This is a genomic window from Staphylococcus massiliensis CCUG 55927, from assembly GCF_000298075.1.
Taxonomy (GTDB): domain Bacteria; phylum Bacillota; class Bacilli; order Staphylococcales; family Staphylococcaceae; genus Staphylococcus; species Staphylococcus massiliensis.
Genome location: NZ_JH815593.1, coordinates 980,197 through 996,805 on the forward strand (window position 1 = coordinate 980,197; position 16,609 = coordinate 996,805).

The window sequence follows — 16,609 nt, forward strand, 5'->3', positions numbered from 1 at the left end:
CCCCTTCTTAAGAATTACTTGATGTCTTATCAAAGTATTTTGATAGATCTTTAATAATCTTTGGTGGTTCTGCTTTAGGCGCATCCTCATGATATAACCAAGACTTAACACTATGAGTTTCAGAAAATCTATAAGTAGGTGGTGGTAATTCTAAATCAATTTTTAAAGCGTATTCGCTACGTAATGCAAACGCATCACCTTTAGGTGGAAACATCAAGTCAGGGGGTGATCCAGGTATAGATGATAATTTTACTTCTTTACTAGTATCTAAACTAGGCATCGATCCAATTAGTCCCTATGTATACGGATGTTTAGAATTATAAAATATTTCATCAACCGTACCTCTTTCAATTATTTCACCTGCATACATTACAGCTACTCTATCAGCTATGTTAGCTACTACTCCCAAATCATGTGTTATGAAGATAATTGAAGTTTTAAATTCTTGTTTTAATTTTTTAAATAACTCTAATACCTGTGCTTGAACCGAAACATCTAAAGCCGTAGTTGGTTCGTCAGCAATTATTATCTTAGGTTCTAAAATTAGAGACATAGCCACAACAATTCTTTGACGCTGACCTCCAGAAAACTGATGGGGATAATAATTAAATCGCCTACTAGCATTAGGAATACCAACCACTTCTAACATTTTAATCGTTTTTTCTTTCGCTAAAAATTTAGACATCTTTTTCTTTATTACGAGTTGTTCCATAATTTGCTTACCTACTTTCATAGTAGGATTTAGCGAAGTCATAGGGTCTTGAAATATCATGCTAATTTCATTTCCTCGAATTTCTTGCATTTCCCTTGAATTTAATTTAGCTAAGTCCTTACCATTGAGCCTTGAATATTCACTCGTTATTTCAGTTATTTTAGGAGGTAATAGATTAGTTAACGACTTAGTTAGAACTGATTTCCCTGAACCTGATTCTCCCACAATAGCTAGTACTTCACCTTCTTTTAAGTTAAAAGAAACATCTCTAACAGCATGAACTACACCATTATCAAGGTTAAATTTTACGTTAAGTTTTTTTACTTCTAATAAATATTTCTCCAATTAAATCCACCCACCTATTTAATTTGATTTCGGATCAAAGGCATCTCTAATTCCATCACTAAACAAATAGAAAAATAGAATTAATAAGCTTAGAACTATTGCCGGTATGAATAATTGATGTGGATAAATTAATAAAAACTTTCTGCCATGGTTTACTAAAGAACCTAATGACGCTTGTGGAGCTGGAATACCTAATCCAATAAAGCTTAGAAAAGCTTCAAAGAAAATAGCATGTGGTACCGTGAACATAGAGGTTACAATTATCGCCCCGGTAGTATTAGGTAAAATATGCTTGAAAATTATACTCCAATTCGACACACCTAAAGTTCTTGCAGCCAGTACAAATTCTTCATTCTTAATTTTTAAGAACTGTCCTCTGACTACTCGACTCATACTTATCCACCCCGTTACAGTCATCGCTAAAATGATAGTCCATAAAGATGGTTCAAATATTAAAACAAATAATATTAAAATTATTAAGCTAGGGATAGAACTTAGAATTTCAATTATTCTTTGTAATATGTCGTCTACTCTACCACCGATAAAACCCGATATAGCACCGTAAACAACACCAATAAAAATATCAAGTATAGCAGCGACGATTCCTATAAAAATAGAAATTTGCGTACCTTTCCATGTTCTAGCCCATATATCTCTACCTAATTGATCGGTTCCGAACCAATGATATTCACTGACATTTTTCTCCTTGTAGAGGTCCCTTCCATTTTTGTCCTTACCATCAAACGGTAGAATCTCTATCGATTCAAGTAGTTGAATTTTAGGAGGCAAGTTTACTTTATGTACGTGTTGTTCATCATACTTATATTGACTCAAAGTAGGTGCTATTACTGCAAACATTAGTAATACAATTAAGCCTACTAAACCAACAATTGACATCCTATTTTTACTAGTGCGTAACCATAAATTTTTTATAAAAGAGAATTGCTCTCTTTTATTTTCTTCTAATACTTGTCCCAATTTAGCATACTCAAATGGTGAATCTATAGAATTAATTTGTTTATTTAAGTTTTCTTTTGTCATTCATTTCTACCACCTTGCGTTCTTATTCTTGGATCAATTAGACCATATAAAATATCTACTAAAAAAATGGATACAATAAATAAGAAACTAAAAAGTAATGTTAAAGCCATTATCACAGGATAGTCATTCGTTTGAATTGATCTAACGAATTGATCTCCTAAACCTGGAATCGCAAATATATTTTCTATCGTTAAGGTCCCGGTTAAAATGCTAGCTAACATTGGGATTATAATAGTAATAAGTGGTATTAATGTATTTCTTAACGCGTGTTTAAAAATTAAGTTACGCATCGGTAACCCTTTAGATTTAACTAATAATATGTAATCTGAACTTAAAACTTCAATCATTTCTGATCGTATATATCTCGCTACCGTGGCTGTGACACTTAAACCTAGAGCTAATGTAGGTAATACTGCTGAAGATAAACCATGCCAACCTCCCACGGGGAATATTTGATACTTTACTGCAAGAAAATATTGTAACATTACAGCTAAAACAAACGATGGAACTGAAATGGCTATAACTGATATAACTGTAGATGAATAATCAATATAACTATTCTTTCGAATCGCTGAAATAACACCTAATATTATCCCTGTGATAACACCGAATATCATAGCGTATGCTCCAATTTCGAAAGATGGTATTAACCTAGGCTCAATTAGAGACCATACCTCTCGGTTATCATATTGGAATGAGACTCCAAAATCTCCTTGGGTTAAGTTCTTTAAATATATAAAATACTGATTCGGCAAAGACTCATTTAAACCATACTTTTCACTAACTATTGCTTTTTGAGTTTCACTTAACTTTTCGTCATTAAAGGGCGACCCTGGCATTAATTTCATTAGAAAAAAAGTGATAGTCATAGTTACAAATAAAGTAATAAACATATAAATAACCCTTTTGATTAAGTATTTAATCAATAAAATTCCCTCCCCCTAAACTTTTATTGTGTTTAACACATTATATAACTATATTTAGTTAGATACAACTATATTTATAATTTAACCGATAATTCAATTGTTTTATTTTATTTGTGCAGGTTAGAAAAAGACCCACCAGAAGTACATTTACTCCTAGTGGGTCAATCGTTATAAAATTGATTTATTTATCTTTTTTCTTACCTGTTTCCTTGTCGATACTTTTATCAATATAGACATGTTTTAATGTCGTGCTACCACCCATTGAATGGTTTACTCGGCCTTTTACTTGTGGATTTTCTAGATAGGTCGAGCCCTTTTGATATATTGGTGCAATAGGTGCTTCTTTTAGCATTAATTCTTCTGCCTCACGTAGAGCTGCTTCACGTTCTTTTGGTCTTTGCAGCAACTTACCATTCGCATCTTTCACAAGTTGATCATAACGCTTACTCGACCAACCGGTATTATTATTTGGGTGATCTTTCGTCATGATATCCATATAAGAAATCGGGTCTGGATAGTCCGGATTCCACAATGATATCGAACTTTCATAATTCATCGTAAGCTCATTATTCCATCTTTGTTTAAATGGTAATTGCTTAATTTTAACAGTTACGCCAGGTAGATTTTTCTCAATCTCGCCTTTGATGTATTCTGCAGCAAGTTTGGTATCAGGTGTATCTTCTGTGTTTAAACTAAACGTAAACGCATCCTTGCCTAATGCTTTCTTGGCCTTTTCCAAATGGGCTTTAGCTGCCTTCGGATTATATTTAAGTGGCGAATCAACAGTATCTGCGAAATCTTGACCATCAACTGTTTCAGCCGTCTTCTTAGCCGTAAATGCATTATTCACCGTGGATCCATCGTTTTTAACAGTATCTACAAACCCTTCCTTATCTATTGATTTCGCAATCGCGAGTCTAAAGTCTTTGTTTCTAAAGGCTGGTACCTTCTTCTGGTTCATCTTGATATAAGCAGATGATACAAGCAAACGACTTTTCAAACCAGGATTATCTTTATATTTATCAACCTGTTCAGCTACAATACCGGCAGAATCGACGGAATCCGTATCATACAACGCCGCGCCAGCTTGCGGGTCTTTGATTACTTTATACTTCACTTTGTCCAAGTGAACCGCTTCCTTATCCCAATATTGCTCATTCTTCGCTAAGATAATTTTATCCTCAGGTTTCCATTCCTCCAATTTAAAAGGCCCATTGTATACTGCTTTATCACCCGTAGTGGCGTACTTATCACCAAATTTCTTAGAAACCTTTTCATTTTGAGGGAAGAATGTCGGAAACGCAAGCATGCTCGTAAAGTAAGGAATTGGTTTCTCAAGTTCAATTCTAAGCGTATAATCATCTATCGCTTTGACGCCCAATTTATCGAGCGCTTTCTTACTTTCATTCACGTCCTTACCGTTTTTAATATCATACATAATAAATGCATATTCACTCGCATTCTTAGGATCAACTACTTTACGCCAAGCATAAACGAAGTCGTGTGCCGTTACATCATCTCCATTAGACCATTTGCCATGTTGCTTAAGCTTAACTGTATAGGTTTTACCGTCATTCGTAACTTTAGGCATGCCCTTTGCCAAAGCAGGCTTAGGTTTATCATTTTTATCAAATCGATATAACCCTTCGAAGACTTGGTTAAATTGGTTAAAGGAAACTTGATCTGATGCTTTCGTAGTATCAAGTGAGTGCATATCACTACCCATTACAGTTCGATAAACTTGTCCTTTCGAGTCGTACAAACTTTCCTTATTACCGCAAGCAGTCATCAACATCATTATAATTATGAAAGTACTAAACCATTTATAATATTTCATATTTTCTCCCCTTTTTTAAGAAAGAGACACTTCAATGTGAAGTGCCTCAATAATGATTTATTTCTTTTTTTCGCCTGTTTCACGGTCAATACTTTTATCAAAATATGCGTACTTGTAAGAATATTCGCCACCGATTTGGTTGTAGATAATACCTTTTAGTTGAGGGTTAATTAATTCTGCTTGTCCTTTTTGGTAGATAGGTGCTACGGGAGCGTCATTAAGCATCATTTCTTCAGCCTTTTTCATAGCTGCTTGTCGCTCCTTAGGTTTAGTAAGCAATTTACCATTCGCATCTTTAACGAGCTGATCATATTCTTTATTCGACCAACCAGTATTATTATTCGAGTTACCAGTCGTCATGATATTCAGGAATGTTAGTGGGTCTGGATAATCTGGCCCCCAACCAGATAGTGATGCTTCATAAGTTTCATTTTGTTCTAATGTTAATCGTTGTTTAAATGGCATTTGTTTAACTTTCAAAGTAACACCAGGAAGATTTTTCTCAACTTGTGCTTTGATAAACTCAGCAGAAATTTTAGCATCTGGCGTATCTTCAGTATTCATTGAAAAGACAATCTTATCTTTACCTAGCTGTTTTTTAGCCTTTTCTAAATGTTGTTGAGCTTCTTTAGGACTATACTTCAATGGCGATTTTATAGTAGAAGAAAAGTCCTTCCCATTAGGTGAATCAGCGGTTTTTTTAGCTGTAAAGACATCTACTGGTTCAGAACCATCATTTTTAACCGAATCTACATAACCTTTCTTATTAATTGATTTTGCAATTGCTTTTCTAAATTCTTCGTTCTTAAATGCAGGAACTGTTTTCTGGTTCATCTTAATGTAGAAAGTACTTGATAATAAACGTTTGTTCAGAGCCGGGCTATCTTCATATTTTTCTACTTGTTCAGCTACAATTTTAGTTATATCTACTGAATTAGTATCAAATAACGATGCTCCAGCTTGCTGATCTTTAAGAACCTTAAAGTTTACTCTATCAAGTTTAACAACGTCTTTATCCCAATAATTGTTGTTCTTGACAAGTTGAATACGGTCTTCAACCTTCCAATTTTTAACCTCAAATGGTCCGTTATAAACTACATTATCTGCTTTTAAACCATATTCTTTACCATACTTCTTAACTACCTTCTCGTTTTGAGGCATATAAGTTCCGAACGATGTTAATTCTTTGAAATATGGAATCGCTTTATTAAGCTCTACTTTTAAAGTATGGTCATCTAAAGCTTTTACACCAACGCTGTCTAACGGTTTCTTACCTAAGTTGGCTGCTTCAGCATTTTTAATATCATACATAATATAAGCATATTGAGATGCTGTGTCAGGATCTAATACACGCTTCCATGCAAATTCAAAATCATGAGCTGTTACTGGGTCACCGTTTGACCATTTAGCATCTTTTCGCAATTTAAATGTATACGTTTTACCGTCATTCGTTACTTTAGGCTCACCTTTAGCAACGCCTGGTACTGCTTTATCATCACTATCAAGAGAATACAAACCCTCATAAACTTGTTTATATACAGAGAAACTTACCGTATCTGTCACAGCTGCAGAATCAAGTGATGTCATATCTGAAGCAATGACTTTACGTAAAGTTTGACCTTTATCGCTATATAAGCCTTCAGAGTTTCCACATGCACTTAATAAAAGCACGATTCCTAAAAATATGCCTAATAATCTAAAGCTTTTTGATTTCATCGTTTTACCCCCTTACACCGTACTACTAAATTGTTGTCTGATGTCCCCAATTTCTTGATCGGTTGCGTGAACATAATGCCCTTCAAAGCATTCTTGCAACGTACGTTCATTTTTTAAGCTCGCATCTTCCTGATATGTAACACGTTTACGTGTACGTTCGCTCTCAGGATCTGGTTGAGGTACGGCAGACAATAAAGATTTCGTGTAAGGATGCAACGGACGATTATAAATATCATCCGCAGAACCAAGCTCTACAATCTTACCAAAGTGCATGACAGCAATGCGGTCTGATATGTACTTAACCATAGACAAGTCATGTGCAATAAACAAGAATGTGATACCGTGCTCACGCTGAAGCTTTTGTAGCAAGTTTACAACTTGTGCTTGAATAGAAACATCTAATGCTGAAATCGGTTCATCCGCAATGATGAATTCTGGTTCAACTGCTAAGGCTCTGGCGATACCGATACGTTGACGTTGGCCACCTGAGAATTCGTGTGGATATCGGTTCGCATGGTCTTTACGTAAACCTACAGTTTCAAGTAAATCATAGACACGTTTTTTACGATCTCGCTTACTTTCTACTAATCTGTGAATGTCGATTCCTTCAGCCACAATATCCATAACTTTTAAACGTGGATTTAATGATGCGTATGGATCTTGGAATATCATTTGCATCTTCTTATTAAATTTAAGTGATGCTTTGCGGCTCTTAATGTCGTTGATATTAACGCCGTTATATAGCACTTCGCCTGCCGTGGCATGGTTAAGTTTAATTAAAGCTTTTCCTGTAGTTGACTTACCACAACCAGACTCACCAACTAAACCTAACGTTTCCCCTTTATAAATCTTAAACGATACATCGTCTACAGCACGCACTTCATTAGGTTTACCTACGTTAAAATATTGCTTTAAATTTTTAACTTCTAATAAAACATTATCTTCATGATTCATTTAAAGCCACCCTTTCTACACGTTCTGGTTTGTCGAAATTGTTCGGCATCGGTCGTTGCTTAAGCTTAACCATCTGTGGCGGTTCAACTTTAGGTGCACGTTCATCTAATAACCAAGATTTAACAAAGTGCGTAGGCGATACTTTAAACCATGGAGGTGCCTCTTTAAAATCTACCTCTAATGCATAGTCACTACGTCTCGCGAATGCATCTCCCGTTGGTGGGTGTAATAAATCAGGAGGCGTCCCTGGAATCGCAAGTAATTCAGTATCATTATTTGTTTCTAAATCAGGCATTGATGATAATAATCCCCATGTATACGGATGTTGTGGGTCATAAAAGATTTCTTCTACATTACCGCGTTCAATCATCTGTCCGCCGTACATAACAGCTACACGGTCTGCCACGTTCGCGACCACACCTAAGTCGTGTGTTATGAATATAATCGACGTATCAATCTTTTGTTGAAGCTCTTTCATTAAGTCTAAGATTTGAGCTTGCATAGTTACGTCTAAAGCAGTTGTAGGTTCATCCGCAATCAATACTTTAGGTTCACATGCAAGTGCTGTTGCGATAACAATACGTTGTCTTTGCCCACCCGAGAATTGGTGTGGATATGCATTAAAGCGTTTCTTGGCATTAGGTAATCCAACCATTTCTAAAATTTCGATTGCGCGCTTTTTTGCATCTGCTTTATTAAATCCTCTATGCTTAATTAATGGTTCCATAACTTGCTTTCCAATCTTCATCGTTGGATTAAGTGATGTCATCGGGTCCTGAAATATCATTGAGATATCTTTACCTCTCAATTTCATAAGTTCCTTTTCACTCTTTTTAGTCAAGTCTTCACCGTTAAATAAGACTTCTCCTTTTTTAATACGTCCTGTATTTCCTTGGAAAAGTTTCGTCAAAGCCTTAGTCGTAACTGACTTACCAGATCCAGATTCACCTACAATCGCAAGTGTTTCCCCTTTATGAAGCAAGAAATCTACACCTCGTACCGCTTGAACTTCACCTCCAGTGATATCAAACGATACATGCAAATCATTGACCTCTAGCACACGTTCTCTCATTTTTAAAAGCCCCCTTTATTTACGCATTTTTGGATCAAATGCATCTCGTAAACCATCACTAAATAGATAGAAGAATAAAATTAATAAACTTAATACAACGGCTGGAATAAATAATTCATGTGGGTGAATTAATAGTAATTGTCGACCATCATTTACGAGTGAACCAAGTGACGTTTTAGGTGCTGGAACACCGATACCAATGAAGCTTAGAAACGCCTCGAAGAATATCGCATTAGGTACCGTAAACATTGAGGTAACAATGATCGCGCCTAATGTATTAGGTAAGATGTGTTTAAAAATTAATTTTCCTTTTGAAGCACCTAATGTTTTAGATGCCATAACGAATTCTTGTCCTTTAAGTTTTAAGAACTCACCTCGAACAACACGACTCATACCAATCCAACCGGTAATCGTCATTGCAAGGATGATTGTCCAAATAGACGGTTCAAAAATTAATACGAATAAAATAACAACAATTAGAATCGGAATTGAAGCAATTATTTCGATAATACGTTGCATAATATCATCGACTCGACCGCCGAAAAATCCTGATATAGCGCCATATACGACACCGATAAATACATCGAGTAATGCAGCAACTACACCTATAAATAATGAGATTTGAGCACCCTGCCAAGTACGTGACCATAAGTCACGACCTAATTGGTCAGTCCCAAACCAAAAGTTCTCTTTAACATTTGCTTCTTCATATGCATTCTTACCATCTTCACCTTCGCCATCAAATGGTAATAATGGTACATGTTCTAAAACTGGAACTTTAGGTGGTAAGTTACGTCTATCTATATCTTGTTCAGCATAACTATGACTATTGAGCATAGGTCCTATAAGTGCTAACAAGATAATTATGATTAAACCAATCATGCCGACGATTGCAAGTTTATTTTGTTTGAGTTGACTCCATGCGTCTTGCCAGAAAGTTCGGCTTTCACGTTTAATTTCATTATCATTCACACGTTCTCTTGTTGATTGAACGAAGTCAGAATCCATAATGCCTTCAGAAGTATGTGTCATTGTAGCGTTTGAGTGATCATCATGTGGTTTGTTAGTATTATCAATTCGCATTATTTTTTCCCTCCTTGTAATCTAATTCGTGGGTCTATTAAACCGTATAATATATCAACTATGAAAATTGATACGATAAATAAGAAACTAAATAATAAGGAGAGCGCCATAATAACCGAAAAGTCGTTCGTTTGGATAGATCGTACGAATTGATCCCCTAATCCTGGTACACCGAAGATATTCTCAATGGTTAAGGTACCAGTTAAGATACTCGCTAACATAGGAACTAATATTGTGATTACTGGAATTAATGCATTACGTAACGCATGCCCAAATAATACACGAGCCATAGAGTTACCTTTTGCTCTTGCAAGTAAGATGTAGTCTGAGCTAAGCACTTCAATCATTTCTGCCCTTATGTAACGTGCCACTGTCGCAATAACTACTGCAGATAGTGCTAATGACGGCAAGACAACTGTAGATACGCCTTCCCAACCTGCCACTGGAAACCATTGAAGTCGTACTGAGAATACATATTGTAATAATACAGCTAATACGAATGATGGTACTGAGATTGCAATTACTGAAATAAATGTCGCTGTATAGTCCACCCAAGTATTTTGCTTAACTGCAGCTATTACGCCTAAAATTACGCCTATAACAACACCAATAATCATAGCGATTAGTCCCATTTCAAGTGATGGTAACAATCGTGGCTGAATTAAATCCCAAACAGGCTGGTTATGATATTGAAATGAGTTACCAAAGTCCCCCGTTAACGTATTTTTTAGATAGTTTAAGTATTGAACTGGTACAGGATCGTTTAATCCGTACTTTTCATTTAAGATTTGTTTTTGTTCCTCACTTAATTTTTGGTCGTTAAATGGTGACCCTGGCATTAATTTCATTAAGAAAAAAGTGATTGTCATTACAACAAATAATGACACCACCATGTATAACAACCGTTTTAAAGTATACCTAAGCATTTTCAATCCCCCTTTAAGATTTCAAAAAATTCTCCCTTTCAAAATTTTCTGAATTCAACTATTTCAATTATACTCAAATTTTTATATTAAATGCAATATTGTTTTACTTTAAAAGAATAAAGTACTTTATTTTTAAATTTATCTAATGTGTCGTATTAACCTAATTTTAAAGAATTTTCAGAAATAAATATTTTCTTATAAAAGCATTTGAGATACAATAAGAATAACTTTAATTAAAGAAGGTAATGGCATGAGAAATTTAAAAACTTGTATCATATTTGTTATCGGCATACCAATGTTGAGTTTATTAATTTGGTTGTTTAATTCACATACTTTAGCGGTTTTTAATAATGTGTTTTTTTCAGTTAGTATTTTGACTACTTGTGGATTATTTATAGTCTTAATTGTCCAAGAAGGTGTGTTTGATGCGACAAGTTATGGGTTTAGACGACTACGTTATCAGCTTTCTCCAAAAAAGAAACGACTTGAATGGGAGAATGATGATTTTATGAACCCTAAATCTCCTAAGAAAGCATTTTATATTGTTAAGCCTTGGGTTAAAATCGGTTTAATTATTAGCGTCATTTATGTCATTAATTCGATTATCATAAGCTTAACGTTCTAAAGACGTATGTCCACCTGAAATATACATATATTTATAAAAAAAGAGTTTAGGCATGTTCATTAAGAACATCCTAAACTCTTTAATTTATATCTAATTACTCATCATATTTTTTAAGAATAAGTACTGCATTGTGACCACCAAATCCTAAGCTGTTACTCATCGCATAAGTGATGTCGTGGTCAATTGCTTCATTACCAACAATATCAATATCGATTTCTGGATCTGGATTGTCAGAATGAATAGTTGGCGCAATTTTCTTATCACGAATTGATAGCGCTGAGAAAATTGTTTCAATTGCGCCTGTAGCACCTAATAAGTGACCTGTCATAGATTTTGTAGAATTAATCTTAAGGTCTTTTACTGCATCGCCAAACGTATTCTTAATCGCTTGAACTTCGTATAAGTCACCAACTGGCGTACTTGTACCGTGCGCGTTTAAGTATTGGATATCTTTAGGTTCAATACCTGCATCTTCCATCGCTGCTTCCATAGCACGAGAACCGCCTTCACCTTCAGGCGCTGGCGCTGTAATGTGGTAGGCATCACCTGTTGAACCGTAACCTACTAACTCAGCGTAGATATGTGCACCACGCGCTTTAGCTGATTCAAGTGATTCAAGCACTACTACACCTGCACCTTCACCCATTACAAAGCCATCACGGCCTTCTTGGAATGGGCGGCAAGCTGTTTCTCTATCTTTATTTGTAGATAAGGCACGGCTTGCACTGAATCCAGCAATTGCCATGTATGTGATTGGTGCTTCAGTACCACCAGTAATCATCGCATCAGCGTCACCACGTTGAATAACTTTAAAAGCGTCACCAATAGAGTTTGTACCAGTAGCACAAGCAGTTACAGTTGCGCCGTTTGGACCTTTAGCACCTAAGTCAATTGATACTTGGCCTGTAGCCATATCAGGAATTAACATTGGTACGAAGAACGGACTAACACGTCTAGGACCTTTTTCTAAAAGTTGGTTATGTGCATATTCGAAAGTTTCCATACCGCCGATACCTGAACCGATCCAAACACCAACACGGCTACTATTTTGGTCTGTGATTTCAAGTTTCGCATCTTTAACCGCTTCACGAGCAGCTACAACCGCATATTGTGTAAAACGCGCCATTTTACGCGCATCTTTTTTCTCGATGTGATCATGAATGTCAAAGTCTTTTAATTCACCAGCTAGGTTAACATTAAATTTAGACATATCAATGCGTGTAACTTCATCGATACCATTAACACCTTTTAATGCATTATCCCAAGTTGTTTTTACATCGTTACCAAGTGGTGATAAAGCACCTAATCCTGTAATAACAACACGTTGTTTTTTACTCATATGTTAATCCTCCTATTTACCCCATCGGATAGTAACTGCGCCCCATGTGAGACCGCCGCCAAAACCGACTAGAACTAATACATCATCATCTTTGATTTTACCATTTTCTAATTCTTGACCGATACTTAACGGAATAGAAGCCGTTGAAGTATTACCATATTTGTTCACGGAAACACTCATCTTCTCTTTAGGAAGATTTAAACGCTCACGAGCTGTTTCCATAATTCGAATGTTCGCTTGGTGTGGAAAGAACATACTAATATCATCAGGTGTAAGGTTTGCTTTTTCAACAATACGTTTAGAAGCATCACCCATGATTCTTACTGCAAATTTAAATACTTCACGACCATTCATTTTAATCGTATTCATATCTAAATCTTGATATAAGTATTGACCGCCGATGCCATCTGAACCAAGTTCATAACTTAGTATGCCGCGTCCTTCTGATACTGGTCCTAATACTGCTGCACCAGCACCATCACCAAATAAAATAGCTGTTGAACGATCATTTTTATCTGTAATCTTAGATAACTTTTCAGCACCGACAACTAAAACGTTTGTATAGTCGCCTGATTCGATAAAATGCTTCGCAGTTATCATTGAATACATAAAGCCTGAACATGCTGCGAGTTGATCCATTGAAGCGACCTTACGTAGACCTAAGCGCTTTTGTAAAATGTTTGCTACGGATGGAAATGGATAATCTCCTGTAGCTGTACCTACGATGACCATATCAATATCTTCAGGTTCTAAACCAGCGTCTTTAATCGCTTTTTTAGAAGCCTCATATGCTAAATCAGAAGTATCTTCATCTTCACGAGCCCAACGACGTTCTTTGATACCTGTCATTTTTGAAATCCATTCATCAGACGTATCAAGATATGATTCAAAATAGGCATTATCGATAACACGTTCAGGAACGTGTACACCAAAACCTTTGATTCCTACATCCATGACTGTACACCTTCTTAAAATAATTTTAATACCAGGTATTAATTTAACATAAGCTTGTTTTTAAATACAAGTCTCCACCATTATATAATATTTGTAAGACTATACAAATTGATTTCTATTCATTATACTTAAAGAAAGATTAAATTATGGAGGCTTGTGTCATGAGATACGTCATTACATTTATTTGGGCACTGCTTTTAATGCAAATGATCAACTTTGTATTAAATAGTCTTGCTGGTGGTGGCAGCCTTAACTTCTTCACACCAATCGTTATGGCTGTTATAATCGTGATCGTTATCGCTATCTTAGATGCTATTATGAAACCATCGAAACGCGATTCACATGCTAAATCTGAAGTTTCACATCAAAGATAATTTTATAAAAATTGGGTCAGAGACGTTATTGATTTCTCAATACGTTACTCTGACCCTTTTTCATTATGATTCAACTTCGAAATTAAGTGATTCGTCTTCAAGCGAAACTTTAATTGTAGTACCTTCATCAAAGTTCTCTTTAATCATCAGACGCGCTATAGGTGTCTCAATGTGCTTTTGCACGAAACGTTTTAACGGACGTGCACCAAATTGCGGTTCATATGCAGTGCGACCCATCCACACTTTCGCTTCTTTAGATACATCGAGTTGAATACCTTGATCCATTAATCTGATATTTAAGTTTGTGATAATACGGTCTATAATCATTTCCATATCTTCAACCGTTAATGGTTTAAATAATACAATGTCATCCATACGGTTCAAGATTTCAGGTTTGAAATAATCATGTAAGCGTGACATGACTGATTTCTCAGTTGATTCCTGAATATCACCAGTTGATTGAACGTTATCAAGAAGAATGTCAGAACCGATATTACTTGTCATGATAATGATCGTATTCTTAAAGTCGACGCTACGACCTTTAGAGTCTGTTAAACGACCATCGTCTAGAATTTGAAGTAACACGTTAAAGACATCTGAATGTGCCTTCTCAATCTCATCAAGTAAGATGACTGAGTAAGGATTACGTCTTACTGCTTCTGTTAATTGACCGCCTTCGTCATGACCGACATAGCCTGGAGGTGCACCAATTAAACGTGACACAGCATGTTTCTCCATATACTCACTCATGTCGATACGTATCATGTGCTTTTCAGAATCGAATAATGTAGAAGCGAGTGATTTCGCAAGTTCTGTCTTACCGACACCAGTTGGACCTAAGAATAAGAAACTACCGATTGGTCGATTAGGATCCTTAATGCCTGCACGTGCTCTTACAACCGCATCAGACACAAGATCAACTGCTTTATCTTGTCCAACCACACGTTCATGTAAGATATCACTTAAGTTGAGTAACTTTTCACGTTCTGTTTCAACGAGTTTGGAAACTGGAATGCCTGTCCATTGACTCACGATATCGCCAATTTCTTCGTCAGATACCATTTCTCTAATGATGTGATCGTTTTTATTTCCATCCGCTTCTTGGAATTGTTCCTCTAACTCTTTGAGTTCACGTTCTAATTGCGGAATTTTACCGTGTTGTAGTTCGGCTGCTTTCTCTAAGTTATAATTATTCTCTGCATCTTCTAATGCTTTACGTCTTTCATCAAGTTCCGTACGTTTTTCTTGTACGACTTTAATTTTTTCTTTTTCCTTTTCTACGCGAGACGAAATTTCAGCTTGTTTTTCTTTCTCATTCGCGAGTTCTTCTTGAAGTTCTTTAAGTCGGTTTTGACTGGATTGGTCAGACTCGTTTTTCAGTGCGCTTTCTTCGATTTCAAGTTGCATCACGCGTCGATTGACTTGGTCAAGTTCTGTTGGATTAGAACCCATTTCGGTCTTAATTGTGGCACAAGCTTGGTCAACTAAGTCAATCGCTTTATCAGGTAAGAAGCGATCTGTGATGTAGCGGTCTGATAGTTCTGCCGCTGCCACTAAAGCACGGTCTTGAATACGCACACCATGATACACTTCATAACGCTCTTTAAGACCACGTAAGATTGAAATCGTATCTTCTATATCTGGTTCACTGACGTTTACTTTTTGGAAACGGCGTTCTAACGCAGAGTCTTTTTCAATATATTCACGGTACTCATTTAAAGTTGTAGCACCAATACAATGTAATTCGCCACGTGCTAACATGGGTTTTAACATGTTACCTGCGTCCATCGCACCATCTGTTTTACCTGCACCAACTAACATATGAATCTCGTCGATGAAGAGTAAGATGCGACCTTCTGATTCTTTAATTTCTTTAAGAACTGCTTTTAAACGTTCTTCGAATTCACCACGGTATTTCGCACCGGCTACAAGCGCACTTAAATCAAGCTCAAATACCGTTTTATCCATTAGTGTTTCAGGCACGTCTTTTCTAACGATACGCTGTGCGATACCTTCAACGATTGCTGTTTTACCAACACCAGGTTCACCGATAAGAACTGGGTTGTTTTTCGTTTTACGACTTAGGATACGAATCGCATTACGAATTTCGTCATCACGTCCGATAACGGGATCCATCTTACCGTTTCGTACTTCTTCTACTAAGTCGCGACCATATTTTTCTAAAGCTTCATAGTTTACTTCTGGATTTTGAGATGTCACATGATTCCCTCCTCTAATTTTCTTAATGATTTCTTTGATGACCTTTTCTTTATGTGAAACAAATGATTGAGTTGTTTGATCAATTTCCATTGCAGCTAACAATACGTGTTCCATTGAGATGTATGCGTCTTCATATTGTTCCATGTATTGTTTTGATTTCGTAAATAGTTCGTTCGTTTTAGGCCCAACGTATTCACCATATGTGACGTTATCACCTTTAACCGTTGCATAAGATGCTAACTTCTTATTATACGCTTCGATTAATTCATCCGTATCAACTTTCGCACGTTCAAGAATCGATTTGAAAAGACTATCATGTTCGAGTACGCACGATTTTAACACACATTCAATTTCGACATTTTGTATCTTTTGATTTTTAGCTTCTTCAATCGCCTTTTGTAAGGCACCTTGAACAGCATGCGTCATTTGATTTATGTCCAATATCGTTCACCTCTCAGTTATCGTCTTGACTTTGACTTTCTTTG

13 protein-coding genes and 1 pseudogene are annotated in these 16,609 nt (G+C 36.1%); 2 read left to right on the plus strand and 12 right to left on the minus strand.

From position 1 onward, the window contains the following. Positions 1-7 precede the first annotated feature (7 nt). The 9 genes and pseudogenes from A33S_RS11625 to opp3b (A33S_RS0105050) all read right to left on the minus strand — a co-directional run bounded on the left by A33S_RS11625 (position 8) and on the right by opp3b (A33S_RS0105050) (position 10,612). A pseudogene (locus A33S_RS11625) lies at positions 8-1,057 on the minus strand (ABC transporter ATP-binding protein). Positions 1,058-1,075: 18 nt separating this feature from the next. Next, positions 1,076-2,098 (minus strand): oligopeptide ABC transporter permease, encoded by a 1,023-nt coding sequence (opp3C, locus tag A33S_RS0105015; protein ID WP_009383519.1) that lies wholly within the window; start codon positions 2,096-2,098, stop codon positions 1,076-1,078. After that, positions 2,095-3,024, minus strand: a complete 930-nt coding sequence (gene opp3b / locus A33S_RS0105020; RefSeq protein WP_009383518.1) for an oligopeptide ABC transporter permease — start codon at positions 3,022-3,024, stop codon at positions 2,095-2,097. Before opp3b (A33S_RS0105020) ends, opp3C (A33S_RS0105015) begins: the two co-directional genes overlap by 4 nt. Positions 3,025-3,205: 181 nt before the next feature. Next, the gene (locus A33S_RS0105025) at positions 3,206-4,861 is read right to left on the minus strand and encodes a peptide ABC transporter substrate-binding protein (protein ID WP_009383517.1); all 1,656 of its coding nucleotides are present in this window, start codon (positions 4,859-4,861) and stop codon (positions 3,206-3,208) included. A gap of 57 nt (positions 4,862-4,918) precedes the next feature. Further along, positions 4,919-6,577 (minus strand): peptide ABC transporter substrate-binding protein, encoded by a 1,659-nt coding sequence (locus A33S_RS0105030; RefSeq protein WP_009383516.1) that lies wholly within the window; start codon positions 6,575-6,577, stop codon positions 4,919-4,921. Positions 6,578-6,589: 12 nt separating this feature from the next. After that, positions 6,590-7,531 carry an ABC transporter ATP-binding protein gene (locus A33S_RS0105035; protein WP_009383515.1) on the minus strand — a complete coding sequence of 314 codons (942 nt, stop codon included), beginning with the start codon at positions 7,529-7,531 and terminating at the stop codon, positions 6,590-6,592. Then, positions 7,521-8,603, minus strand: a complete 1,083-nt coding sequence (locus A33S_RS0105040) for an ABC transporter ATP-binding protein (RefSeq protein WP_009383513.1) — start codon at positions 8,601-8,603, stop codon at positions 7,521-7,523. The genes A33S_RS0105035 and A33S_RS0105040 overlap by 11 nt, the downstream gene beginning before the upstream one ends. 15 nt (positions 8,604-8,618) lie before the next feature. Then, entirely contained in the window at positions 8,619-9,686 is a 1,068-nt protein-coding gene (gene opp3C, locus A33S_RS0105045) for an oligopeptide ABC transporter permease (RefSeq protein WP_009383512.1), read from the minus strand. Continuing rightward, positions 9,686-10,612 (minus strand): oligopeptide ABC transporter permease, encoded by a 927-nt coding sequence (gene opp3b / locus A33S_RS0105050; protein ID WP_009383511.1) that lies wholly within the window; start codon positions 10,610-10,612, stop codon positions 9,686-9,688. Before opp3b (A33S_RS0105050) ends, opp3C (A33S_RS0105045) begins: the two co-directional genes overlap by 1 nt. A gap of 250 nt (positions 10,613-10,862) precedes the next feature. Between opp3b (A33S_RS0105050) and A33S_RS0105055 the strand changes: the two genes are divergently transcribed. Beyond that, positions 10,863-11,237: a DUF3899 domain-containing protein gene (locus A33S_RS0105055; protein WP_009383509.1), complete on the plus strand. Its 375-nt coding sequence runs from the start codon at positions 10,863-10,865 to the stop codon at positions 11,235-11,237. Between the two features lie 94 nt (positions 11,238-11,331). Here A33S_RS0105055 and fabF read toward each other — a convergent pair whose 3' ends face one another. Both fabF and A33S_RS0105070 read right to left on the minus strand, forming a co-directional pair. Beyond that, positions 11,332-12,576, minus strand: a complete 1,245-nt coding sequence (fabF, locus tag A33S_RS0105065) for a beta-ketoacyl-ACP synthase II (RefSeq protein ID WP_009383507.1) — start codon at positions 12,574-12,576, stop codon at positions 11,332-11,334. A gap of 12 nt (positions 12,577-12,588) precedes the next feature. Next, positions 12,589-13,530: a beta-ketoacyl-ACP synthase III gene (locus A33S_RS0105070; protein ID WP_009383505.1), complete on the minus strand. Its 942-nt coding sequence runs from the start codon at positions 13,528-13,530 to the stop codon at positions 12,589-12,591. Between the two features lie 161 nt (positions 13,531-13,691). Between A33S_RS0105070 and A33S_RS0105075 the strand changes: the two genes are divergently transcribed. Beyond that, positions 13,692-13,904: a DUF2929 family protein gene (locus tag A33S_RS0105075; RefSeq protein WP_009383503.1), complete on the plus strand. Its 213-nt coding sequence runs from the start codon at positions 13,692-13,694 to the stop codon at positions 13,902-13,904. Positions 13,905-13,967: 63 nt separating this feature from the next. Here the strand turns inward: A33S_RS0105075 and clpB are convergent, their stop codons facing one another. Further along, the gene (clpB, locus tag A33S_RS0105080; protein WP_009383501.1) at positions 13,968-16,565 is read right to left on the minus strand and encodes an ATP-dependent chaperone ClpB; all 2,598 of its coding nucleotides are present in this window, start codon (positions 16,563-16,565) and stop codon (positions 13,968-13,970) included. Positions 16,566-16,609: the final 44 nt, after the last annotated feature.

Coding starts and splice junctions, on each gene's coding strand:
- A33S_RS0105070 (WP_009383505.1), bottom strand. CDS start 13,530: ATGGATGTAGGAATCAAAGGTTTTGGTGTACACGTTCCTGAACGTGTT.
- opp3C (WP_009383512.1), bottom strand. CDS start 9,686: ATGCGAATTGATAATACTAACAAACCACATGATGATCACTCAAACGCT.
- A33S_RS0105055 (WP_009383509.1), top strand. CDS start 10,863: ATGAGAAATTTAAAAACTTGTATCATATTTGTTATCGGCATACCAATG.
- opp3b (WP_009383511.1), bottom strand. CDS start 10,612: ATGCTTAGGTATACTTTAAAACGGTTGTTATACATGGTGGTGTCATTA.
- A33S_RS0105035 (WP_009383515.1), bottom strand. CDS start 7,531: ATGAATCATGAAGATAATGTTTTATTAGAAGTTAAAAATTTAAAGCAA.
- A33S_RS0105075 (WP_009383503.1), top strand. CDS start 13,692: ATGAGATACGTCATTACATTTATTTGGGCACTGCTTTTAATGCAAATG.
- A33S_RS0105040 (WP_009383513.1), bottom strand. CDS start 8,603: ATGAGAGAACGTGTGCTAGAGGTCAATGATTTGCATGTATCGTTTGAT.
- A33S_RS0105025 (WP_009383517.1), bottom strand. CDS start 4,861: ATGAAATATTATAAATGGTTTAGTACTTTCATAATTATAATGATGTTG.
- opp3C (WP_009383519.1), bottom strand. CDS start 2,098: ATGACAAAAGAAAACTTAAATAAACAAATTAATTCTATAGATTCACCA.
- A33S_RS0105030 (WP_009383516.1), bottom strand. CDS start 6,577: ATGAAATCAAAAAGCTTTAGATTATTAGGCATATTTTTAGGAATCGTG.
- fabF (WP_009383507.1), bottom strand. CDS start 12,576: ATGAGTAAAAAACAACGTGTTGTTATTACAGGATTAGGTGCTTTATCA.